21 protein-coding genes are annotated in these 23051 nt (G+C 69.7%); 16 read left to right on the top strand and 5 right to left on the bottom strand.

Going from position 1 to position 23051, the window contains the following annotated elements:
* Positions 1-61: 61 nt before the first annotated feature.
* Together C5E05_RS03730 and C5E05_RS03725 are read left to right on the top strand one after the other, a co-directional pair.
* Complete coding sequence (locus C5E05_RS03730) at positions 62-1309, top strand: LLM class flavin-dependent oxidoreductase (RefSeq protein ID WP_104241104.1); 1248 nt, start codon at positions 62-64, stop codon at positions 1307-1309.
* The gene (locus C5E05_RS03725; protein WP_104341113.1) at positions 1306-2715 is read left to right on the top strand and encodes an NtaA/DmoA family FMN-dependent monooxygenase; all 1410 of its coding nucleotides are present in this window, start codon (positions 1306-1308) and stop codon (positions 2713-2715) included. Before C5E05_RS03730 ends, C5E05_RS03725 begins: the two co-directional genes overlap by 4 nt.
* On the opposite strand, the gene C5E05_RS03720 is transcribed toward C5E05_RS03725, so the two are convergent.
* Positions 2667-4130, bottom strand: a complete 1464-nt coding sequence (locus tag C5E05_RS03720; protein WP_104341112.1) for an XRE family transcriptional regulator — start codon at positions 4128-4130, stop codon at positions 2667-2669. The genes C5E05_RS03725 and C5E05_RS03720 overlap by 49 nt on opposite strands.
* A 134-nt stretch (positions 4131-4264) precedes the next feature.
* Here C5E05_RS03720 and aceA point away from each other — a divergent pair, with 134 nt between their 5' ends.
* A complete protein-coding gene (gene aceA / locus C5E05_RS03715; protein WP_104341111.1) occupies positions 4265-5575 on the top strand; it encodes an isocitrate lyase in 1311 nt (436 codons plus the stop codon).
* A 78-nt stretch (positions 5576-5653) separates the two neighbouring features.
* Positions 5654-7321, top strand: a complete 1668-nt coding sequence (gene aceB, locus C5E05_RS03710) for a malate synthase A (RefSeq protein ID WP_104341110.1) — start codon at positions 5654-5656, stop codon at positions 7319-7321.
* Between the two features lie 88 nt (positions 7322-7409).
* Here the strand turns inward: aceB and C5E05_RS19760 are convergent, their stop codons facing one another.
* Positions 7410-8108 carry a MarR family transcriptional regulator gene (locus C5E05_RS19760; protein WP_104299082.1) on the bottom strand — a complete coding sequence of 233 codons (699 nt, stop codon included), beginning with the start codon at positions 8106-8108 and terminating at the stop codon, positions 7410-7412.
* Positions 8109-8168: 60 nt separating this feature from the next.
* Here C5E05_RS19760 and C5E05_RS03700 point away from each other — a divergent pair, with 60 nt between their 5' ends.
* The 8 genes from C5E05_RS03700 (at position 8169) to C5E05_RS03665 (ending at position 17833) form a co-directional block, all read left to right on the top strand.
* Entirely contained in the window at positions 8169-9053 is an 885-nt protein-coding gene (locus tag C5E05_RS03700) for a VOC family protein (RefSeq protein WP_104241110.1), read from the top strand.
* Entirely contained in the window at positions 9050-9688 is a 639-nt protein-coding gene (locus C5E05_RS03695; RefSeq protein ID WP_104241111.1) for an alpha/beta hydrolase, read from the top strand. The genes C5E05_RS03700 and C5E05_RS03695 overlap by 4 nt, the downstream gene beginning before the upstream one ends.
* A 133-nt stretch (positions 9689-9821) precedes the next feature.
* Positions 9822-11423, top strand: a complete 1602-nt coding sequence (locus C5E05_RS03690) for an ABC transporter substrate-binding protein (protein ID WP_104341109.1) — start codon at positions 9822-9824, stop codon at positions 11421-11423.
* 4 nt (positions 11424-11427) lie between these two features.
* Positions 11428-12462, top strand: coding sequence for an ABC transporter permease (locus C5E05_RS03685; RefSeq protein ID WP_104241113.1), 1035 nt, complete (start codon positions 11428-11430; stop codon positions 12460-12462).
* A complete protein-coding gene (locus C5E05_RS03680) occupies positions 12459-13418 on the top strand; it encodes an ABC transporter permease (RefSeq protein WP_104307254.1) in 960 nt (319 codons plus the stop codon). The genes C5E05_RS03685 and C5E05_RS03680 overlap by 4 nt, the downstream gene beginning before the upstream one ends.
* A complete protein-coding gene (locus C5E05_RS03675) occupies positions 13415-15079 on the top strand; it encodes an ABC transporter ATP-binding protein (protein ID WP_181059339.1) in 1665 nt (554 codons plus the stop codon). The genes C5E05_RS03680 and C5E05_RS03675 overlap by 4 nt, the downstream gene beginning before the upstream one ends.
* Entirely contained in the window at positions 15076-17118 is a 2043-nt protein-coding gene (locus C5E05_RS03670) for an FAD/NAD(P)-binding domain-containing protein (RefSeq protein ID WP_219819485.1), read from the top strand. The genes C5E05_RS03675 and C5E05_RS03670 overlap by 4 nt, the downstream gene beginning before the upstream one ends.
* Entirely contained in the window at positions 17045-17833 is a 789-nt protein-coding gene (locus C5E05_RS03665) for a DUF1684 domain-containing protein (RefSeq protein ID WP_104341108.1), read from the top strand. The genes C5E05_RS03670 and C5E05_RS03665 overlap by 74 nt, the downstream gene beginning before the upstream one ends.
* 89 nt (positions 17834-17922) lie before the next feature.
* Here C5E05_RS03665 and C5E05_RS03660 read toward each other — a convergent pair whose 3' ends face one another.
* Positions 17923-18348 carry an RNA-binding S4 domain-containing protein gene (locus tag C5E05_RS03660; protein ID WP_104341107.1) on the bottom strand — a complete coding sequence of 142 codons (426 nt, stop codon included), beginning with the start codon at positions 18346-18348 and terminating at the stop codon, positions 17923-17925.
* 95 nt (positions 18349-18443) lie between these two features.
* On the opposite strand from C5E05_RS03660, the gene C5E05_RS03655 reads away from it, so the two are divergent.
* Positions 18444-19016: a CDP-alcohol phosphatidyltransferase family protein gene (locus C5E05_RS03655; protein ID WP_146081019.1), complete on the top strand. Its 573-nt coding sequence runs from the start codon at positions 18444-18446 to the stop codon at positions 19014-19016.
* On the opposite strand, the gene C5E05_RS03650 is transcribed toward C5E05_RS03655, so the two are convergent.
* Positions 18988-19893 carry a DUF3097 domain-containing protein gene (locus C5E05_RS03650; RefSeq protein ID WP_258064750.1) on the bottom strand — a complete coding sequence of 302 codons (906 nt, stop codon included), beginning with the start codon at positions 19891-19893 and terminating at the stop codon, positions 18988-18990. The genes C5E05_RS03655 and C5E05_RS03650 overlap by 29 nt on opposite strands.
* A 167-nt stretch (positions 19894-20060) precedes the next feature.
* Here C5E05_RS03650 and C5E05_RS03645 point away from each other — a divergent pair, with 167 nt between their 5' ends.
* The 3 genes from C5E05_RS03645 (at position 20061) to C5E05_RS03635 (ending at position 22099) form a co-directional block, all read left to right on the top strand.
* Positions 20061-20561: an FHA domain-containing protein gene (locus C5E05_RS03645; protein ID WP_068478243.1), complete on the top strand. Its 501-nt coding sequence runs from the start codon at positions 20061-20063 to the stop codon at positions 20559-20561.
* Positions 20562-20626: 65 nt separating this feature from the next.
* Entirely contained in the window at positions 20627-21256 is a 630-nt protein-coding gene (locus C5E05_RS03640; protein ID WP_308471360.1) for a MerR family transcriptional regulator, read from the top strand.
* A 300-nt stretch (positions 21257-21556) separates the two neighbouring features.
* Entirely contained in the window at positions 21557-22099 is a 543-nt protein-coding gene (locus C5E05_RS03635) for a MerR family transcriptional regulator (RefSeq protein ID WP_104241118.1), read from the top strand.
* Positions 22100-22146: 47 nt separating this feature from the next.
* On the opposite strand, the gene C5E05_RS03630 is transcribed toward C5E05_RS03635, so the two are convergent.
* Positions 22147-23013 carry a ParA family protein gene (locus C5E05_RS03630; RefSeq protein WP_104241119.1) on the bottom strand — a complete coding sequence of 289 codons (867 nt, stop codon included), beginning with the start codon at positions 23011-23013 and terminating at the stop codon, positions 22147-22149.
* Positions 23014-23051 lie beyond the last annotated feature (38 nt).

Genomic DNA, 23051 nt, shown 5'->3' with positions numbered 1-23051 from the left:
AGAACACCGCGGCTGCTGCGCTCCGCGGTGCTCGGACACCGGATCCCGTGAGAGAGGCATCATGTCGAGACGACCAAGCCCCGGACGATTCACGGTCGGGCTCGCGCTCCAGGGCGCAGGCTGGCACCCAGCCGCGTGGACGGTGCTGCCACGCGGTGACGGGACTCGGCTCACGGAGCTCGGCTACTGGCGCGATCTCGTCCAGCACGCCGAGCGCGCCGGCATCGACTACGTCACCTTCGAGGACGCCTACCAGATCGAGGGGAGCGCCCCGGACTGGGAGGCATCTCGCGATCTCGCCGAGGTGTCGCTCGACGCGACCCTGCTCGCGGCCGCCCTCGCCCCGCACACCAAGCGGATCGGGCTCGTCCCCACCATCGGCCTCACGCACGCGGAGCCGTTCCACGCTGCCACGAGCATCCAGACCCTCGACTTCGTGTCGCTCGGCCGCGCGGGCCTCCGGGCCAAGCTCAGCGCGAGTGCCGCGGAGGCGGCGAGCTTCGGACGCAAGAGCTCACTCGGCCTCGACGCGATCTTCGCCGAAGGGGCGGACTCGGTCGAGGTCATCCGGCGGCTCTGGGACAGCTGGGAGGACGACGCCGTCATCCGCGACGAGCCGACGGGCCGATTCATCGACGCGGACCGCCTGCACTACGCGGACTTCGAGGGCGAGCACTTCAGCGTGAAGGGGCCCTCGATCGTGCCGCGCTCGCCGCAGGGGCAGCCGCCGGTCTTCGCGCTCGCGCAGACGCAGGACGCGTTCGAGTTCGCGGCGCGGCAGGCCGACGTCGTGTTCGTCACGCCCGGCCGAGCCACGGTCGCCGAGCTCCTCGCCGCGATCCGGGAGGCAGAGCAGCGCGTTGGCCGCACGGGCGAGCCCCTCCGCGTCGTCGCCGACCTGGAGATCTTCCTCGGCGACGAGGACGGGTCGACCGAGGAGCACTTCCGAGCGCTCGACGAGCGCGTCCGCGCAGACTCCGGATACCGCAGCGACACCAGAGTCGTGGTCAGGTCCAACGTGACGACCGCCGAGCTCATCGCCAAGTACGCGGACGCCGGCCTCGACGGCGTGCGCGTCCGCCCCCTGACCCACGGCGACGTCGCCGAGTTCGTCGACAGGGTGCGCCCCATGCTCGAGGCTCGAGGCATCGTCTCGCCCCCGAACCCCCGCGAGAAGTCACCGAGCCTGCGCAAGACGCTCGGGCTCGAACCGCGCCCCGCGAACCGCTTCGCCGCAGCCCATGCAGACCGCCAAGCGGCTCGCGGCCGCGGCGCCCTCGTCAACGATGGAAAGGCACAGCGCGCATGAGCGGCACGCCCCTCAAGCAGGTCCACCTCGCGGCGCACTTCCCCGGGGTCAACAACACGACCATCTGGACCGACCCGGATGCAGGAAGCCAGATCGACCTCGCCTCCTTCCGGGCCTTCGCGGAGACCGCCGAGCGCGGCAGGTTCGACTACCTGTTCCTCGCCGAGGGGCTTCGGCTTCGCGAGCACAAGGGGCGCATCCACGAGCTCGACGTCGTCGGGCGCCCCAACACGCTCGTGATCCTCGCCGCACTCGCCAGCCTCACCGAGCACATCGGACTCGTCGGCACGCTCTCCTCGACCTTCAACGAGCCGGCAGATCTCGCGAGGCAGCTCGCGACCCTTGACCACCTCTCGGAAGGACGAGCCGGCTGGAACGTCGTCACGTCGAGCGACGCCTTCCACGGCCAGAACTTCCGACGTGGCGGGTTCCTGGAGTACTCGGAGCGCTACGAGCGGGCCGAGGAGTTCGTGCGGCTCTCGAAGCGTCTCTGGGACGCGTGGGAGGCCGACGCGATCGCCGCCAACCCCGGCCGTGGCGAGTACCTGCGCCCCGGCGGGGTCAGCCGCATCAACCACGTCGGCAAGCACTTCGACGTCGAGACGATCCCGAACGTGCCACGCAGTCCCCAGCGCTACCCGGTCATCGTGCAGGCCGGCGACTCCCCGGCTGGGCGAGACTTCGCATCGGCGAACGCCGAGATCATCTTCTCCCTGCACGCCGCCTTCGAAGACGGCAAGCGGTTCTACGACGACGTCAAGGGCCGCCTGCCCGCAGCTGGCCGCTCACGCGACTCCCTCCTGATCATGCCGGCCGCGACATTCGTGATCGGCGATTCTGAGGCGGATGCCCGCGAGCGGTCCCGCGAGGAGGCCCTCGCCCAGGTCAGCCCGCAGACGGCGATCGCGATGCTCGAGCAGGTGTGGGGAAGGGACCTGTCTGGCGTCGACCCGGACGGCCCGCTGCCCGACCTCGAGCCTGGCGACGAGCGCATCCGCGCCGGTCAGGCGAACGACCTCTCCAAGCAGCGCGCCCAGATCTCCAAGTTCAGGGAGATCGCGGAGCGGGACTCGCTCACCGTGCGCGAGCTGATGGTGAAGCTCAACACGCGGCACACCTTCGTCGGGACCGCGTCGCACATCGCCGACGAGATCTCCCGCTACGTCCAGGGCGGCGCCTCCGACGGGTTCGTCATCGTGCCCTCGCTGATCCCCAACGGGCTCGACCGCTTCGTCGACGGCGTCATCCCAGAGCTGCAGGAGCGCGGCGTGTACCGCGAGGAGTACACGCCTGGGGCCACCCTCCGCGAGACGCTCGGACTGCCGGCGGAGCCGCCATCGGCCGATGCGCCCAGCGGTCAGCTGCTCGGCGCGGGCGGTGCCTCCGGGGGTGCCGCCGGGGCGTGACGATCCAGGAACTCGTACACCTCCACCTCGTCGACGCCGGGGAACGCCCCGGTCGGCATCGCCGCATGCAGTGAGGTGTGGAGGCGGGCGTTCGGGAACGACGCGCCCGCCCACCTCGCCGACAGCTGCTCAGAGGGGCGACGACAGCAGTCGCCGTTCGGGCAGGTGGAGGTGTGCCTGCGCGTCGTCTCGCGCCCCGCGAACCATTTCGCGTGCTCGAAGGCCGTGCCGACGCTGACCGAGAAGGTGCCCCGAGGCGTGGTCTGGATGCGCGAGGTGCACCAGTAGGTGCCGACCGGCTTGTCCGTGTACTGGTGGTAGGGGCTGAAGCGGTCCTCGACGTCGAACACGCGTCGCGCGCTCCACTGCCTGCACACGAACTGGCCTTCCACGGCGCCGAGCGCGTCGGTGGGGAAGCTGACGCTGTCGTTCTCGTAGGCCTTCGAGATGACCCCGGACTCGCTGACCTTCAGGAAGTGGACCGGGATGCCGAGGTGATGGGTGCTGAGGTTCGTGAACCGGTGGGCTGCGGTCTCGTAGCTCACCCCGTACGCGTCGCGGAGGTCCTCGACCGACAGCGCCCGACGCTGCTGGGCCGCACCCATGAGCTTCGCGGCGCCCAGCTCCGGGATCAGGAGCGCCCCGGTGAAGTAGTTCGTCTCGACCCGCTGCAGGAGGAACTCCGCGTAGTCGCGCGGTGCCTCGTGGCCGAGCACGTAGCTCGAGATGGTCTGCAGGATGATCGATCGTGGGTCGGCATCCGCCGACTGGGCCAGGGGCACGTAGATGCGACCGTGTCTCCGATCGACGACCGAACGGGTCGAGACGGGCAGGTCGCGCACGTAGTGCAGCGTCAGCCCGAGGTGAGCCGCGATGTCGGCCGCGGTGCGCTGCGAGAGCGGCCCATCCTCGTGCCCGACGCTCGTGAGCAGCGCAGCGGCCTGCTCTTCGAGTTCCGCGTAGTAGTTGTCCCGCTCGCGCATGGCGCGCCGCAGTTCGGTGTTGGCTCGTCGAGCCTCCTCGGGGGTCGCGGCCCGCTCTGAGTCGATTCTGGCGAGCTCCCGGTAGAGCGCGAGGATCGTCTCGATGGCCTCGTCGCTCAGCGAGCGGCGGATGGGAAGCGGATCGAGGCCGAGCGCGAGGGCGATCCGGCCCGCCTGCGCGCGTTCGAGCTCGACTTCGAGGGACGCGCGCTTCGAGAGCGGGGCGTCGGAGAGCAGCTCGTCGACGCTCACCCCGAAGAGGCGCGCGAAGGCCTGCAGCTCGGTCAGCCGAACCTCGCGCTTCCCGGTCTCGATGGCGGAGATCTGCGAGGGTGCGCGCTTGATGGCGGTGCCGAGCGCCTCGAGGGTGAGGCCCCGCTCCTGCCGTATCGAGCGGATGCGTCGGCCGAGCGTCAGAACGTCGATGTCCATGTGCGCAACCGTGCCACACGCAGCCTTCTGCGCGCTAGAAGAACGGGCAGATTTCTAGTGGGACTTTTCGTCTCGAGCGTCCAGGGCGGCGCAGGATCGACACAACACCAGTTCTTCGAGCAAAGGAGCTCATCATGGACCAGACGACGCCTCATGGAACCGAGTCGGCGCAGGCGAAGGCCGCGAGCATCGAGACGGCCTGGAAGACGGAAGCCCGCTGGAGCGGCATCACACGCGACTTCTCCGCCGAGGACGTCGTCGCGCTGCGGGGGAGCGTCGTCGAGGAGCAGACGCTCGCACGCCGAGGAGCGGAGCGCCTCTGGGACCTCGTGAACGACGACGACGGCAGCTGGGTCGCCGCCCTCGGGGCGCTCACCGGCAACCAGGCCGTGCAGCAGGTGCGCGCCGGCCTCAAGGCCATCTACCTCTCCGGGTGGCAGGTCGCCGCCGACGCGAACCTCTCCGGCCAGACCTACCCGGACCAGAGCCTCTACCCGGCGAACTCCGTACCGGCCGTGGTCCGCCGCATCAACAATGCCCTCCTCCGTGCCGACCAGATCGAGACCGCCGAGGACGGGGCGCCGAGCCGCGACTGGCTCGCGCCCATCGTCGCCGATGCCGAAGCCGGCTTCGGCGGCCCGCTCAACGCCTACGAGCTCATGGCCTCCATGATCCAGGCAGGAGCCGCGGGCGTGCACTGGGAAGACCAGCTCGCGAGCGAGAAGAAGTGCGGTCACATGGGCGGCAAGGTCCTCGTGCCGACCCAGCAGCACATCCGCACCCTCAACGCGGCCCGCCTCGCCGCCGACGTCGCCGGCGTGCCCAGCGTTATCATCGCCCGCACCGACTCCCTCGCCGCGAACCTCATCACGAGCGACGTCGACGAGCGCGACCGACCGTTCCTGACGGGCGACCGGACCGCCGAAGGGTTCTACGAGACGAAGCCAGGCATCGAGACCGTGCTCGCCCGCGGGCACGCGTACGCCCCGTACGCGGACCTCCTCTGGGTCGAGAGCGGCGAACCCGACCTCGAGCTGGCCCGAACCTTCGCCGAGAGCATCCACGCCGAGTTCCCCGACAAGAAGCTCGCTTACAACTGCTCGCCGTCCTTCAACTGGAAGCGCCACCTCGACGACGGGCAGATCGCCGCGTTCCAGCGCGAGCTCGCTGCCATGGGCTACACCTTCCAGTTCATCACCCTCGCCGGATTCCACGCGCTCAACCACTCCATGTACACGCTCGCCCGCGACTACAGCGCCCGCCACATGAGCGCCTACGTCGACCTCCAGGAAGCCGAGTTCGCGAGCGAGGCCGACGGCTACACCGCGACGAAGCACCAGCGCGAGGTCGGCACCGGCTACTTCGACCGCCTGTCCTCGAGCCTCAATCCCGCCAGCTCCACACTCGCGCTCGTCGGCTCCACCGAGTCCGAGCAGTTCCACTGAACCGCGCGACGTCACGCTCTCCCTCCACTTCCCTGACCCCGACGACCCCCCCCTGACCCATCGACGCAGAAAGCAGCCATGACCATGAACAGCACACCAGAACCGCGCCTGAAGGTGACGGGGCCGATCGGCGATCGCTTCGACGAGATCCTCACCCGCGAAGCCCTCGAGTTCGTCCTGCGGCTCCACGACCAGTTCGCGGGCAGGCGCCACGAACGCCTCCTCGCCAGGATGGACGGCCGGAAGGCCGTCGAGAACGGCCGCGACTTCCGCTTCCTGAGCGAGACCGCCGCCGTGCGGGAGGACCCGAACTGGCGAGTCGCCGGCGCCGGCCCCGGCCTCGAGGACCGCCGCATCGAGATCACCGGCCCCACCGATCGCAAGATGACCATCAACGCGCTCAACTCCGGAGCGAACGCCTGGCTGGCCGACCTCGAGGACGCGACGAGCCCGACCTGGCAGAACATCGTCGGCGGGCAGGTCTCGCTCCTGGATGCGGTCAGGGAGCGCATCGAGTACACGAGTCCCGAAGGAAAGGAGTACTCGGTCACCGCCGACAAGACGCCGACCATCATCGTCAGGCCTCGCGGCTGGCACCTCGTCGAGAAGCACCTGAGCTACACCGACCGCTCTGGCCAGCAGCGGCCCGCATCCGGTTCGCTCGTGGACTTCGGGCTCTACTTCTTCCACAACGCCACGGAGCTGCTGGCGCGCGGGCGCGGTCCCTACTTCTACCTGCCCAAGCTCGAGAACCACCTCGAGGCGCGCCTCTGGGACGACGTCTTCACCTTCTCGGAACGGGCCATCGGCATCGAGCACGGCACGATCCGGGCGACCGTGCTCATCGAGACGCTCCCCGCGGCCTTCGAGATGGACGAGATCCTCTACGAGCTGCGCGAGCACTGCGCGGGCCTCAACGCGGGACGATGGGACTACATCTTCAGCTTCATCAAGCACTACCGCTCGCGCGGACCCCAGTACGTTTTCCCCAACCGCGACCGGATCACGATGACGGTCCCGTTCATGCGCGCATACACGGAGCTGCTCGTGCGGACCTGCCACGCTCGGGGCGCCCACGCGATCGGCGGCATGAGCGCCTTCATCCCGAACTCCCGTGAGCCCGAGGTCACGGCGCTTGCCCTCGAGAAGGTGCGCGCCGACAAGGCGAGGGAGGCTGCAGACGGATTCGACGGGTCCTGGGTCGCGCATCCGGGACTCATCGACGTCGCGCGTGCAGAATTCGACGCCGTGCTCGGCGGGGCGCCCAACCAGCTCGGACGAGACCGCTCCGAGGTCGACGTCACGGCGGCGCAGCTCCTCGACGTGCGCTCGCTGGAGAAGCACGTCACCGACGAGGGGGTGCGCGCCAACGTCTCCGTCGCGCTGCGTTACATCGAGAGCTGGCTGCGCGGGGTGGGTGCCGTCGCGATCGACGACCTCATGGAGGATGCGGCGACGGCCGAGATCTCACGCTCCCAGCTGTGGCAGTGGATCGCCCAGCAGACGGTGACCGACTCCGGCACGGTGGTGACGCGTGAGCTGGTCGAGTCGCTGCTCGACGGCGCCCTCGGCGACGCGCATCGCTTCGAGGGCGACCGCTTCGAGGCCGCCGCGCAGATCCTGCGACGGGTCTCGTTGGACGACGAGTTCCCGACGTTCCTGACGATCCCCGCCTACGCGCACCATCTCTGCGAGCGGCCGGTCGCGCGGAGCATCGAGCGTGAGGCGCACCTCGCCGCAGCCTGAGCGAGAGGCAGCCCGTCGCTCGCCGATGTGCGGCACGAGAGCAGCGCTGGTGGTTCGGGGGTCTGCGCCTGCCTCCCTGCCTGGACCGTCAGCGCTGCAGCGGCGCGAGACCGCGCGCCTCGAGGGCGCCCTCGAGGATGCCGACGGCGCGGGGGCCGACGCCGTGCAGGGAGAGCAGGTGCTCGCGGCTCGCACCGGCGACGTCGCCGAGCAGGGTCTGCCCATCGCCGGCGAGCGCACGGGTCGCGGGAGCCCCGATGCCCAATCGGGCGATCGGCTCGGAGTCCGAGCCCGATGGCTCCGTCGCGGTCCGGTGGACGCCGAACCGGTCCTCGGGGTCGATCCGGTCGAGCAGCTTCTGGGAGATCCTGCCGAGCGTGCTGAATTCCTCTGGGGTGAGCGCATCCACGATGAGCTCCCGCACCTTGCCGACGTGGCCGGGTGCGGTCTCCTCGAGGAACAGCATGCCGCTGTCGCTGAGCTTCGCGATCTTCGCCCTGCGGTCGCCCGGGTGGCTCGTGCGCTCGACGTGGCCGCGCTGCTCCAGGCCGAGGACGACACGGGAGAGGCGCGGGAGCGTGGCATTGGTGCGCGTCGCGAGGTCGGTCATCCGGAGGCTCCGGCCCGGCGACTCCGAGAGCACCGCCATCACGAGATACTCGTAGTGCGTGATGCCGGCGTCGTTGCCGAGCTGCGTGTCGAGCGCACCCGGGAGCAGCTCGACGACCCCGATGAAGTGCAGCCACGAGTGCTGCTCGTCCGCGGAGAGCCATCTGGGTTCGGTCATGCCCTCATCCTCGCGCCTTTTACTTGTAGATGCAAGTTCTTGAGTGCTACGGTTCGTGCCATGACGACTTCAGATGGCGACAAGCTCGACGCAGGCACCGGAATGGGCCTCGTCTCACTCCACGTCGGCGACCTCGCCGCGCAATCCGAGTACTACCGCACGGCGCTCGCCCTCGAGCCGATCGCTGAGACCGACGGCGAGATCACGCTCGGTCGAGGAGCCGCCCCGCTCGTGCGCCTCCGGCACACCCCCGGCCTCCCGGTCGCTCCGCGCCGTGCCGCCGGGCTCTTCCATACCGCGCTCCTGTTCGACACGCCGAGCGACCTCGCCGCGACCGTCTACCGGGCGGCCCAGCACCCGCGCTCCCAGTTCGTCGGCTCCTCCGACCACCACGTCAGCGAGGCCTTCTACTTCACCGACCCAGAGGGCAACGGCATCGAGCTCTACACCGACCGTCCGCGTGACACGTGGCTCGACGCCGCCGGGCGCATCGCCATGTCCACCGAGTTCCTCGATCCCAACGCCTATCTGCGAGCCAACCTCGTCGAAGACACCGCGGATGCGCCCCAGAAGGCCGCAGCGGACGTCGGCCATGTGCACCTGCAGGTCGGCGACGTCGACACGGCGAAGAGCTTCTACGTCGACACCCTCGGCTTCGAGACGACGACCACCTATCCAGGAGCGCTCTTCGTGAGCGCGGGCGGCTACCACCACCACATCGCCCTCAACGTATGGAACAGTGCAGGCGCCGGACCCCGAGCAGCGACCCTGGGCCTCGGCCAGCTCACGATCGAGGTTCCAGAACGGACCGAGCTCGACGCGGTCGCCGACCGGCTCCGCGGCGCCGGCCTCCAGTTCGCCGACGACGGCGCGACCATCACCGTGCTGGATCCCTGGCGCTCCGAGGTCGTGCTCCGCACGCGTGCGCAGGCGGTCGCGGCATGAGCGGGCTCGCGATCAGCACGGCGCTCTCGTCGATCGACGCCTCGAGCAAGCGGCCGATCCTCCTGCTCATGCACGGCTACGGATCGCACGAGGACGACCTCACGAGCCTCCTGCCCTCCCTCGGCGACGGCTTCGACTGGGCCTCCCTGCGCGCGCCCCTCGTCCTCCGCGAGGAGACGCCCGCCGAGGTCGGCTCCTACGCCTGGGTGCCCATCGACCGCCCGGGTCTGCCCGACCCGGCCAAGGCCGCAGCGGCCACGGACGCCGTGCTCGCCTGGATCGACCAGAACACGGCACCGGCCGCGAACGTCATCCCGATCGGCTTCTCTCAGGGCGGGCTCATGGTGACCCAGCTGCTGCGCCGGGAGCCGCAGCGCTTCGAGCGCGGGGTCGTCCTCTCCGGCTTCTCCCTGCAGGGCGAGCAGCCGGGCGACGAGGAGCTCACCAGCATCCGTCCACCCGTGTTCTTCGGGCGCGGGGACCGGGACCAGATCATCAGCGACGCCACCTTCGATCGGACCACCGCGTGGCTGTCCGGTCACGCGACGGCCAGCGAGCACACCTACCCGGGCCTCGCGCACGGCATCTCGCCGCAGGAGCTGGAAGACCTCGCCGGGTTCCTCCGCGCAATGTGACCCTGCGTGTCCTCCTGGTACCTGAGATTTCGGCCGTCCACCTGAGTGGGCGGCCGTCTTCCTAGTCTCTGGACATCCCCGTACCTGGGACGGATCCCGCAATCGGGGTGCGTTCCGCTGAGAAGGAGTCCAGATGACCCGCTCGACCAGACCGCTTTCCGCCGCCGCCCTCGCCGCGGTCGGGATGATGGCGCTCGCCTCGTGCGCGTCGCAGTCTGGAGCGGTTGCGGCGGCCGACGCAGAGCCTGTTCAGGGCGGCAACCTGCGCGTCGGCATCCTCAGCGACATCGGATGCATCGACCCGGCCCAGGTCGGCAACAACAACAACGTCAACATCGCCCGCCAGACCGTCGCGTCGCTCACGACGCAGGACGTCGAGACCGGCGAGGTGCTTCCGTGGCTCGCCGAATCCTGGGAGATCTCGGACGACGCGAGGGAGTTCACCTTCACGCTCGCCGAGGGGCCGACCTTCGCCGACGGCACGCCCATCGACGCCGAAGCCGTCAAGGCCAACGCGGAGGGTGTCCAGGCGCTCGGCGCGAAGTCGGCGCTCGGCAATCTGTACCTCGCCGGCCTCGAGTCGGTCACCGTCGTGGACCCGCAGACGGTCACCTACACCTTCGCCGAGCCGTCGGCGCAGTTCCTGCAGGCGACCTCCACCTTCACGCTCGGGCTCGTCTCCACCGAGAGCACGAAGCTCAGCCAGGAAGCGCGCTGCGCCGGCGACTTCATCGGCTCGGGGCCCTTCTCCGTCGAGAGCTACACCCCCAACGCCGAGACGGTCCTCGCCGCCCGCGAGGACTACACGTGGGGTGCCTCGACGACCGGCAACACCGAGCGTCCCTACCTCGACACGATCACGTACTCCGTCATCCCGGAGGCATCGACGCTCACCGGGTCGCTCCAGTCCGGCCAGCTCGACGTCTCGACCGACGTCTCCTTCGTCGACCTCGACGCACTCAAGGGCGCCGGCGCGAACGTGCAGAACCGTGCCAACCCCGGTGTCGTCTACAACCTCATCCCGAATGCCTCGCACCCGATCCTCTCCGACAAGAACGTGCGCCTCGCCGTGCAGAAGAGCATCAACCGCGAGGAGCTTCTCGCCCTCCTGACGCCAGAGGACAGCCCGGCCACGAGCGTGCTCGCCACGTCGACGCCCTACTACAGCGACCAGAGCGACATCCTCGAGTACAACGTCGAGGACGCCGCGAAGCTGCTCGACGAAGCCGGCTGGGTCGAAGGCGCGGACGGCATCCGCGAGAAGGACGGCCAGAAGCTGAGCTTCGAGCTCGCCTACTGGCAGCCGACCACCAACGTCCTCGAGCAGGTGCAGGTCCAGCTCGCCGCCGTCGGCATCGACCTCCAGCTCCGCGAGGCCCCCATCGCCGACGTGACCGCGATCAACGACGGCACGCAGCCGTTCACCTGGGCGAACATCACCCGCGCCGACCCGGACGCGCTCCGCGTGTTCTTCTCGGCTGAGGGCGGCAACAAGTACAACTACCGCGAGGTCGGCCCGATCGACGAGGTGCTCAACTCGCAGGCCGCCATCGTCGATGCGGATGCGCGCCAGACCGAGGTCGACGCGGCTGTCACCCAGCTGCTCGAGGAGGGCTACGCCGTCCCCGTCATCCAGCTCTCCACGAACCTCGTCCAGGCGCCCGGCGTCCAGGGAGTGCAGTTCGAGGCGTCCAGCAGGCTCGACTTCTCGGCAGCCTGGAAGGCCGCGGAGTAACCGTATGGCTCGCTACTTCGCGTGGAGGCTCGCCCTGGGGATCCTGGTCCTCTGGGCGGCCTTCACCCTGTCGTTCCTCCTCCTCTACCTCCTCCCGGGCGACGCGGCGGCCGTGGCCGCGGCCGGCGGCGGAGAGGGGGCCGCCGACCCGGCCGCCATCGAGGCGCTGAGAGCGGAGCTCGGGCTCGACGCTCCGTTCCACGAGCAGTACCTGGCCGCCCTCGGGGGAGCCCTGGTCCTCGACTTCGGCAGCTCCGTGCAGAACGGCATCCCCGCCACCGAGGTGCTCGCCCGCGCGCTCCCGTCGACGGCAACCCTCGCCGGGGCGGCCCTCGTGCTGTCCGTCATCGGCGGCATCGGACTCGCGCTCGTCAGCAACCTCATCCGATCCTCCTGGCTGCGCGGCATCCTCCAATCGCTGCCCTCCCTCGCCATCGCGGTTCCGACGTTCTGGCTCGGGCTCCTGCTCCTGCAGGTCTTCTCCTTCCAGCTCGGCTGGGTGCCAGCCTTCGGCAGCACGGGGTTCGTGGGGCTCATCCTCCCGGCGCTGACGCTCTCGATCCCAACCGGCGCCTACCTTGCCCAGGTGCTCACCCGCAGCCTGCACGAGACCCTCGCCCGGCCCTTCATCGAGCAGGCCAGGGCGAAGGGGGCCGGCGACACACGCATCCTCGTGCGCCACGCGCTCAGGAACGCGGCCCTGCCGACCCTCACGATCGGCGGGGTGCTCGTCGGCCAGCTCCTCGCGGGAACCGTCGTCACCGAGACCGTCTTCTCCCGCGACGGCGTCGGCCGCATGATCGTGACCGCCGTCGCCAACCGCGACATCCCCCTCGTCATGATCGCGGTCGTCTTCGCCGCCGCGATCTTCGTCGTCACCAACCTCATCGTCGACGCGCTCTACCCGCTCGTCGACCCCCGCCTCTCGCACTCCACGAAGCAGCGCCCCGCGACCAAGGGGCGTCCGACACCCCCATCGGCGCCCGGCGCAGCTTCCACGGAGCCCGGCAGGACACGAGCGAACGAGGTCGCAGCATGAACCAGCCCCTCCTCACACCGCCGTCGGACCTCGCTGTGCTGAGTCGCACCGAGCGGTACGTTGCCCCGGGCAGTGCCGGCGGCGCCGCCGCCGAGCGGACCCCGCAGCCCGTGCCTGCCGCCGTGAAGTCGTCGTCGTTCGCGCGCTTCCGCAGCCTCCTGCGCCTGCCGTCCCTCATCCTGGCGGTCGCCGTGCTCGCCACCGTCGTCGCTTGGGCTATCGCGCCGTCGATCTTCACGCCGTACGACGCCATCAACGGCACCCTCCTCGACCGCCTCCAGCCGCCGAGCCCCGCGCACCCCTTCGGCACCGACAACCTGGGCCGAGACACCCTCGCGCGCTTCATCCACGGCTCGCAGACCACCCTCCTCGCGTCCGGCCTCGCCGTCGTCATCGCGCTCGGCACCGGGGCGCTCCTCGGGCTCCTCGCCGGATACCTCCGGGGATTCGTCGACGAGGCGATCATGCGCTTCATGGACGTCATCCTCGCGATCCCCGCCCTGCTGCTCTCGCTCACCATCATCACGGGACTCGGCTTCGGGACGCTCAACATCGCGATCGCGGTCGGCCTCGCGTCCACCGCAGCCTTCGCGCGCATCATGCGCTCGCAGGTCCTCTCGGTTGCCACCGCCGGCTACATCGAGGCGGCGAAGCTCTCGGGCGCTCGCTGGCCGAGCATCATCTTCCGCCAGGTCCTCCCCGCCGCGATCACCCCGGTCCTCGCGCTCGCCGCCATCGAGTTCGGCGCCGCAGTGCTCGCCATCTCCGCCCTCAGCTTCCTCGGCTTCGGAGCCCCGCCGCCCCAGCCGGAGTGGGGCGCCCTCATCTCCGAGGGCCGCGACTACCTGCAGGCCGCTTGGTGGCTCACCACCCTGCCCGGACTCGTGATCGTCGCGGTCGTGCTCTCCACGGCGCGCATCTCGCGCTGGCTCCAAGAACGAGGAGACCGCTCATGACCTCCACACCCCTGACGCAGCAGGCAGGCGGCGAACCGCAGCCGCTCCTGTCCGTCCGCGACCTCCAGCTCGCCTACAAGGGAGCCACGACGCTCGCCGTCGCCGGCGTCTCCTTCGACGTGTACCCGGGGGAGCAGGTCGCCATCGTCGGCGAGTCCGGCTCGGGCAAGACCAGCGTCGCCAAGTCGATCGTCGACCTCCTCCCCGCGAGCACCGCGGTGACCGCGAACGCCCTCCGCTACGACGGCCTCGACCTCACCGCCCTGACGCCGCTCGAATGGCGTGCCGTCCGCGGTGCACGCATCGGCCTCATCCCGCAGGACCCATCGGCGTCTCTGAACCCGCTGCAGACCGTCGGAGCGCAGGTCGCCGAGGTGCTCCTCATCCACGGCCTCGCCACCAAGAAGGACGCACGCGCGCGAGCCGTCGAACTCCTCCAGGACGCAGGCATCCCGGACGCGGCGAAGCGTGCGGCGCAGTACCCGCATCAGTTCTCCGGCGGCATGCGGCAGCGCGTCCTCATCGCGGCCGCGCTGGCAGCCTCGCCCGGCCTCATCATCGCCGACGAGCCGACGAGCGCCCTCGACGTGACCGTCCAACGCCAGATCCTCGACCTCATCGCGGAACGGGCCGCCGTCGCATCCACGGCCGTGCTCTTCATCACCCACGACCTCGGGGTGGCAGCCGACCGGGCAGACCGCATCCTCGTCATGCAGCACGGAGCGATCGTCGAGGCCGGCCCGGCTGCCCAGGTCCTCGAAGACCCGCAGCACCCGTACACGAAGCGACTCGTCGCGGCCGCACCCACCAGGACCTCGACGCGGCTCGCGCCGGCCACCGGCGCCCTCGGTATCGACCGCAGCCGCCCCGTGCTGGAGGTCAGGGGACTGAGCAAGACCTTCCGGCTGCCGGGAGGCGCACGGGTCGACGCGACCAAGGACGTCGCCTTCTCGATCGCCCGCGGCGAGAGCTACGCGCTCGTCGGCGAGTCGGGGTCCGGCAAGAGCACGACCGCTCACCTCGCCCTGCTCCTCGAACGACCGGACCAGGGGAGCATCCGCCTCGACGGCCTCGAAGTCGCCGGCGCCAGAGGCAGCGCCCTGAGAGCCTTCCGCCGCAGGACCGGGCTCGTGCACCAGGACCCCTACTCATCGCTCGACCCGCGCTTCACCGTCGCTGACTCCATCGAGCAGCCGCTGCGGGCCTTCGGGGTTGGCGACAAGCAGTCGCGCCGCGCGCGGGTGCTCGAGCTGCTGGACGACGTCGCGCTCCCCGCCGATTTCGCGCAACGGCGCTCGACGCAGCTCTCCGGAGGGCAGCGGCAGCGCGTCGCCATCGCACGAGCACTCGCCCTGAAGCCAGAGCTCATCGTCCTCGACGAAGCCGTCTCCGCCCTCGACGTCTCCGTCCAGGCGCAGATCCTCCAGCTCCTCGTGGACCTCCAGGCCGAGCACTCGCTGAGCTACCTGTTCATCACCCACGACCTCGGGGTCGTCCGCCAGATCGCCGACCGCGTCGGCGTGCTCCGCGGCGGCGAGCTGCTCGAGGAAGGCACCGTCGACGAGGTCTTCGAGCGCAGCACCAACGCGTACACCCGAGCGCTCGTCGACGCCATCCCCGGGGGCAAGCCCACCGAGCGCGTCCTGGAGGCGATCGCATGACATCCGCGGCCAGGCTCATCGACATCGACAGCACCAGGGGAGCCAGGTGCATCGCGGTCCTCGGCGCCGGACCTCGCGGAGCTGGGCTCCTCGAGCGCATCGTCGCCAACTACGACGGGGACACCACGGGCCCGCTTGTCGTGCACCTCATCGACCCGCACCCGCCTGGAGCCGGACGCATCTGGCGAGACGCCCAGTCCGGGCTCCTGAAGCTCAACTCGCTGGCGGCCGACGTCACCATGTTCACCGACGAGACGAGCACCATCGAGGGCCCGGTCAGGCAGGGCCCCTCCCTCGTCGAATGGGCTGAGCTCGCGAGCCGCGGCGAGCTGGACGGGTACGACCTCGACGCGGAGGACCAGCAGGTGGCCGACGAGGTGCGCTCACTCGGTCCGGCGAGCTTCCCCACGAGGCGCCTGCAGAGCAGGTACCTGGGCTGGTTCTTCGAGCAGGCGGCGGACTCGGCGCCGGAGGGCCTGACGGTCCTCGTCCATGCCGCGGAGGTGACGGGCGTCACGACGATCGACAACGGCGCGCAGCGCGTCGAGCTCGACACGGGCGACAGCCTCACCGTCGACGTCGTCGTGTACGCGCTCGGCCATTCCGGAACCCTGGTCCACGAAGGGACGAGAACCGCCGAGCTGAGCGAGTTCGCGGCCCGCCACGACCTCGCCTACGTGCCGCCCTCGTTCACGGCAGACGCAGACTTCAGTGCAGTGGAAGCCGGGGAGCCCGTCATCGTCCGCGGTCTCGGCCTCGCCGCCGTCGACCTGCTCGTGCTGCTCACCGAAGGGCGCGGGGGAGCGTTCCTGCCAGGAGACGAGCCGGGACGCCTCAAGTACCGTCCCTCCGGCCGCGAGCCGCGCATCCTCGTCGGCTCCAGGCGGGGCGTTCCCTACCACTCCAAGGTCACGAGCGTGCTCCAGGGGGAGCCGTTCGAGACCCGCTACTTCACCGCGGACATCGCCCGCGAGATCGTCGCCGAGCACGAGATCCTGGACTTCCGGACGCACTTCTGGCCGCTCCTCGCCAAGGAGATGCTGCACGGCTACTACCGCGAGCTCTTCACGGGGCACCCCGACCGAGTCCGCGTGTCCTGGGTCGAGTTCCGAGCCGAGCTCGACCGATTCGCCGCGCAGTCGCCCGAACTCCACGAGGCGGTGCTCGCCGCGCTTGTCGACCCGAGCGACGAGCTCGACATCGAGACCTTCGACCACCCCCTGCGCGGGGCCGCGGCTACCGACGTCGGCTCGGTGTCGGTCGCCCTCCACGACTACATCCGCGAAGACCTCCGCAGGAGGAACAGCCAGCAGCACAGCGAGAACCAGGGTCTCTTCCTCGCCCTCCTCTTCTCCTTCATGACCTTCGTCGAGTTCCAGGATGCCCCCAACTGGTCGCCGGCCTCGCTCGCCGGAGACGTTCGCGTCTGGTGGAAGGGCTTCTTCAGCTACGTCGCGTCCGGCCCGCCAGGACACCGTCTCGACGAGCTCCTCGCGCTCAGCGAGGCCGGTGTCGTGCACTTCCTGGGCGGCGAGCTGCGCGTCTGGGAGGACGAGGAGGCAGGCCTCTTCCGGGCCAAGGGCACGACGCTCGAGCGACAGGTGTCGGCCCGCGCGCTCATCGACGCCTGGCTTCCCGACGCCGACGTCGCCCACACCGACAACCTGGCGCTCAGGCAGCTCATCGAGTCGGGCGAGGGGCGCGAGCGCATCGCCGCCACCCCGGAGGGCAGCCTCGCCACCGGCGTCATCGAGGTGCGCCGCGAGGACTCGAGGATCGTGCAGGCAGACGGGACGACGCATCCCCGTCGGTTCGCCATCGGCCCGTACACGTCCAATCCATTCGTCGGGGCTTTCTCCCGCCCCCGGACCAACGCCGTCTCGTTCCGCGAGAACGACGCCGTCGCCCTGAGTACGTTGAGACTCGTCGGCGAGATCAGCAGAGAGAACGAGGAGAGGGAACAGCATGAGCACGCAGCAGAGCACCACTACCGGAGATCACTTCAGCGCACGCTGGGCGGCCTGGCACGAAAGTCGTGAGCGCGCGGTCCGTGCCCCGTACGGACCGGCGGCCCTCGTCGCGACCAACTGGCTCGCCAACGGCGTCGAGCTCGAACTCGAGGGCGTCGCGGGAACCTGGAGCATCGTCGACGGCGCCGTCGTCGGCAGCGGGCTCGCTGAGAGCGGGTACGTGGACGCCTCCGGCTCCGGAGTCGGCGACCGCGTGGCCCTGAAGACGGGCGAGGAGCTCCGCGACGGTGCGCGCATCCTCCGGGCATTCGCGCGCGACGATCAGCGCGCCCTCCGAGTGCTCGACCCCGAGGCGTCGGGGCGAGCCGCGCTCCTCGGCATCGACAGCTACCAGCCCGACGACGACTACGTCGTGTCCGCGAGCTTCCGTCCCTCGACCGAGCAGGTCGACGTGCTCCAGGCGGACGGCTACGTGTCCAGGAAGGACCTCGGCGGGAAGCTCGACTTCGAGCTCGGCGGCTCGGCGTTCTCGATCGACGCCGACCACACCGAGGCAGGACTCCAAGTCGTGTTCGCCGACACGACGAGCGGTGTCGAGAGCTACCGTTTCCGGTTCCTGACCGTCCCAGCCCCCGAGGCCGACGGGGCGACGACGATCGACTTCAATCGCGCCTACCTGCCGCCGTGCGCCTTCAGCGACCACTTCGTCTGCCCGACGCCTGCCGCCGACAACCGACTCAGCGTGCCGGTCAGAGCTGGCGAGCGGAACGCCATCAAGGCCTGACGCCAACGTCCAGTCGCTGACGACGATCGCGAACCGCGCCCCACGGAACCCAACCCGGAGCGCGGTTCGCGATCACTCGTCCGGGTCGATCACTCGTCCGGGTCGAGCAGGGGCCGCTCGTCGCGGCCGCGGATGCGATCGATCTCTCGACGCTCCCGCTTCGTCGGACGCCCGGCCCCACGGTCGCGGTATGCGATGGGGGAGGCGAACTCCCGAGGGGGAGGCGGAGGGGAGTTGTCGATGAGCGCCTTCGCCGCGATCGGCGCGCCGACGCGCTTCTTGAGGAGCTCCTGCGCGACGAGGACCCGATCGCGGTCGGTCCGCACCCGAACCTCGTCGCCGACGTGGATGCGCTGCGCTGGCTTGGCCCGATCGCCGTCGATCTTGACGTGCCCGGCCTTGCACGCCGCGGTCGCGGCGCTGCGCGTCTTGTAGATGCGGACCGCCCAGAGCCACACGTCGACCCGCACGGACGCGGGTCCTGACTGGTGGTAGCCGTGCTCGTCTCGGTCCATCCGATGATCGTATCGAGTTCGCGCGGCTGCGCCCAGCGGTCGTGCACAGCGGTCGCGCACAGACGCGCGAGGCGTGCCACTGCGACAATGACGTCATGGCAGGCGACCGGCACGACAGCCCGATGCGGTGGGCGACGCTGCCCAACGCCATCTCGGTGGCACGACTGCTCGTCTTCGTGCCCCTCACGATCTGGCTTGCCGCCGACGGCCGGGAGCTGGCCGCCACCCTGAGCCTCGCTGCGTTCGGGGCCACCGACTGGATCGACGGCTTCCTCGCGCGCCGCCTCGGGCAGGTCTCCCGAGTGGGGGAGGTCCTCGACCCGGTCGCCGACCGGCTCGGCATCATCATCATCGGCTTCGGCCTTGCACTCCTCGGCTACTTCCCGTGGTTCGTGCTGGTCACGATCTTCCTCTGCGACCTGGCGCTGCTCGTCATCGGGCTGGCGCGGCTCGAGCGGGTCCGCGAGGGGCGCGTGAACCTGCTCGGCAAGGCCAGGTCGGCGTTCATCATGGTCGCCATGCCGCTCCACCTGCTGTCGTACGCCGAGCAGGTCCCCGCCGAGCCGCTGCGCACCATCACGTGGTGGATGCTGCTGATCGGGACGGTCCTGCACGTCGCAGCAGGAGCCGTCTACGCGGTCAGGTACCTGCGCCGCCGGGCTCCGTGACGAAGTCGATGAGCTCCTCCACCCGGCCGAGCAGCGACGGCTCCAGGTCCCGGTAGTCGCGGACGCGCTCCAGGATGCGCTGCCAGGCCCTTGCCGTGTCCGCCTGCTCCTCTGCGGGCCAGCCGAGGGCCTTGCAGATGCCCTTCTTCCAGTCCTGGCCCCGAGGAATGACGGGCCACGCCTTGAGTCCGAGGCGCTCGGGCTTCACCGACTGCCACACGTCGACGTACGGGTGGCCGACGACCCGCACGTGCGAGGCGCCGAAGCGCCGCGTGACGTCGTCGGCGATGCGCTGCTCCTTCGAGCCCTTGACGAGGTGATCGAGCAGTACTCCGACTCGGCGCGTCGGGCTCGGTCCGAACACCGTCAGCACCTCGGCGAGGTGGTCGGCGCCCTGCAGGAACTCGACGACGACCCCGTCGATGCGCAGGTCGTGGCCCCAGACCTTTTCGACGAGCTCGGCGTCGTGCTTGCCCTCCACGAAGATTCGCCCGGCTCTCGCGGTCCTCGCCTTGGCATCGGCGACGTGGAAGGAGCCGGACGCGCTGCGTGCGCGCCCAGACTGCTGCTTGGCGGCCGGGGGCCCGAGGAGGATGGCCTCGTCCTCGAGCAGGAAGATCGAATCGGCGGGGAACGCCTTGCGCTGGCCATCGAAGTCCTGCAGCGTCACGGTCTGCTTGTTCGCCGATGCGAGGCGGCCGTAGAAGCCGCTCGCGGCATCCTCGAGCCACATGCCGCTGGCCATGGGCACCTTCCGCGTGAGGGGCGCGGACTTGCGCTCGCGCATGCGGGCGATGGGGTCGCCCGAGTAGCGGTCGTCGGACTCGGCGCGGCCGTCGAAACTCGCGCGATCGCCGGAGAGGGAGTCGTCTAGCACTCCGGAAGTGTACGCCGAGGGTGAAAATCGGGTTCGATCTCCCCGCTCGTTTCGACAACACTCAGTCGTCTGACGCACAATGGCAGGCGGTGCTGCTGCAATTAACCGACCGGAATTCGGGCACCCCCGATTCCGCTACGCTTGAGCATCGACTCGAGGAGGCAAATATGGCTGGTTCTGACGCTGAGGCGCGGACCCCCGAAGGCGACGGCGTCGTCGATGAGCAGACACAGTCTTCGACGATGTCGTTCACCGGCGATTTCAGCGCGCAGCTCGCTGCGCTCATCGCAGGTGGTGTGTCGAAGGAGGAGATGGAGTCCATCAGTGCGCTCCCCTCCGGGTCCGCGCTCCTGATCGTCCGTCGCGGTTCCAACGTGGGAGCCAGGTTCCTGCTCGATACCGACCTCCAGGTCGCTGGCAGGCACCCGAACGCGGAGATCTTCCTCGACGACGTCACGGTGTCCCGTCGTCACGCCGAGTTCACGCGGCACGGCCGCGAGTTCCACATGCGCGATCTCGGTTCGCTCAACGGCACGTACTACAACGGCGAGCGCATCAACTCCGCCGTCCTCACCAACGGCGGCGAAGTGCAGGTCGGCAAATTCCGCCTCACTTTCTACAGCTCCCCGCTTGACACCAGCCTGACTTCCGCGTCTGCCGGGAACTGATCGTGGCCGCTATGGCGGCGGCGGCTTCTGCGCGGGGACCAGGTCGGACGCTCAGCATCGGTCAGGTGCTGCAGCGGCTGAACGTCGAGTTCCCGGAGCTGAGCCCCTCCAAGCTCCGCTTCCTCGAGGACAAGGGCCTCGTGCACCCCGAGCGAACGCCGAAGGGGTATCGCAAGTTCTCCGCGGCCGACGTCGCTCGCCTGCGCGAGGTGCTCACCATGCAGCGCGACCTCTACCTGCCGCTCAAGGTGATCGCCGAGTACTTCGACGACCTCGACCGCGGCCTCGAGCCTGAGCTTCCGGGATCGCGGGCACCGCAGCGGCAGACCATGCTCGCCGCCGGCACCGTCCTCGATCGCGCGCAGCTGCTCGAGCGCTCTGGAGCCAAGCCCGCGCTGCTCGAGCAGGCCGTGAGCGCCGGACTCATCCCAGCGGCGAGTCGGTACCAGGAAGACGAGCTCACCATGCTGAGCACGCTCGTGGAGCTCGAGCGAGTGGGCATCGAGCCCCGCCACCTGCGCCCCTTCCGCGCTGCCGCTCACCACGAGTTCGGGCTCATCGAGCAGGCGCTCTCGACGAACGCGCGGCGAGCACGCTCGCAGGGTGAGGCCGTCGAGCGTGCCAACGAGCTCGCCGAGCACCTCGGCTCGGTTCGCCGGTCCCTCATCCGCCAAGCGGTTCGCGGTCGCAGGTAGGTTCATCCTCCACTTGAACGTGAAGTGGATTCTCGAGCCACGATCTCGTGCCACGACACGCCGCAGGCCTGCCGTGGAGGCCTGAAATCCGGGGCAAGTCGGGTCAGGATCACATCGTTGTCGTTCGGAAGTAGCCGAGCGGCATGCACTCCAATAGAATCGACCCAGACGGCTCGGGACTTACCTCAAGTTCCCTTGTGGTACAAGGCTTCCCCAGGGCGCATCTGCTCCCCGGAGCGCAGGGCTTGCTCCAGGAGTACGGGGCGCTGAGTTGGTCGAAAACGTGTGAAAGGTGCAGGCATGAGCGAGCAGGGACAGGGCGACGCGCCAACCGGCGGCGAGTTGGTCTTCACCGACGGCATTCCGGACCTCGATCCGGGCTCCGGGTACCGTGGCGCCGTTGCCGCTCGTGCCGCGGGCATCACCTATCGGCAGCTCGACTACTGGGCTCGCACCGGTCTTGTCGAGCCGACGGTTCGAGGGGCGAAGGGTTCTGGCTCCCAGCGTCTCTACTCGTTCCGCGACATCCTCGTCCTCAAGCTCGTGAAGCGACTGCTCGAGACGGGCATCTCGCTCCAGCAGATCCGCACGGCGGTCGACCAGCTCGCCGAGACCGGCGTCGTCGACCTCGCGCAGACGACGCTCATGTCGGACGGCGCAAGCGTCTACCTGTGCACCTCGAACGACCAGGTCATCGACCTCGTGCACCGCGGGCAGGGCGTGTTCGGCATCTTCGTCGGCCAGGTGCTCCGCGAGGTCGAGTCGACACTCGTCGACTTCGAGCAGCAGACGCTCGACCCCGTCGACGAGCTCGCAGCTCGCCGCGCCAGCCGCGCGAGCTGAACCCGCAGGCGGCCCCGCTGCCGAGGCCGCCGGTTCTCAGGAGCTCGCTAAGTGTTCGACCGGCCCCGTTGACGCCCGCGCGTCACCGGGGCTTCGTCGTCTCCGGTGGCGGGGGCTTCCGCGTAGGTGCCCAGCCGGCCGGCCCGCATGATGCGGTCGAGCAGCTTGTCGAAGTTCGCCGCCATCTCCTCGGCTGAGCTTCCCGGCCAGAGGTGCACGGGCTTGGCCGCTCCCTGAGCCTGCTGCAGGGAGGTGCGCTCGGGGAGCGCGGGGGAGAGGACGAGGGGCCCGAACATGTCCCGGAGCTCACCGAGGCGGAACTGGTGCTCGAGGGACTGGTGCTTCGCACGGTTGACGATGATGCCGAGCGGCTGGAGCCGCGGCGACAGCTCGCGCCTGATCTCGTCGACGGCCCGGAGCGCGCGGTCGGCCGCGGCGACCGAGAAGAGCCCGGGCTCGGTGACGACCGCGACACGGTCCGAGGCGGCCCAGGCCGTGCGCGTGAGCGCGTTCAGCGAGGGCGGGCAGTCGATGAGGACGAGGTCGTAGTCCTCCTCGACGACGGCGAGTGCCTCCTCGAGGCGCCAGATCTCTCGGATCGAGGGATTCGGGGTATCGAAGCTCAGTGCTGCTGGACTGCCCACCATGAGGTCGATGACGCCGCGGCTGCCTTCGCCCCACGCCGAGCGGGCGATCGCGGCGCGAACCGTGCTGGGCTTCGGCGAGCGGAGGACGTCGGAGATCGTGGCGCCATCCTGCGCTCGGGCGTCGAGCCCGGTGGAGACGTCGGACTGGGGATCCAGGTCGACGACGAGGGTTCTGAGCCCGCGGGCCCAGGCGGCGGAAGCGAGGCCAAGGGTCACCGTGGTCTTGCCGACGCCGCCCTTGAGAGAACTGATGCTGAGGACGAACACCAGCCCAGGCTACATTCACTAGGCTTGAGGTCACGTTG

The sequence above is a fragment of the Pseudoclavibacter sp. AY1H1 genome, assembly GCF_002931055.1.
In the GTDB taxonomy this organism is placed as follows: Bacteria; Actinomycetota; Actinomycetes; order Actinomycetales; family Microbacteriaceae; genus Pseudoclavibacter.
Note: the sequence above shows the minus strand (reverse complement) of the source record. Positions and strands in the feature narration are given on the sequence as shown.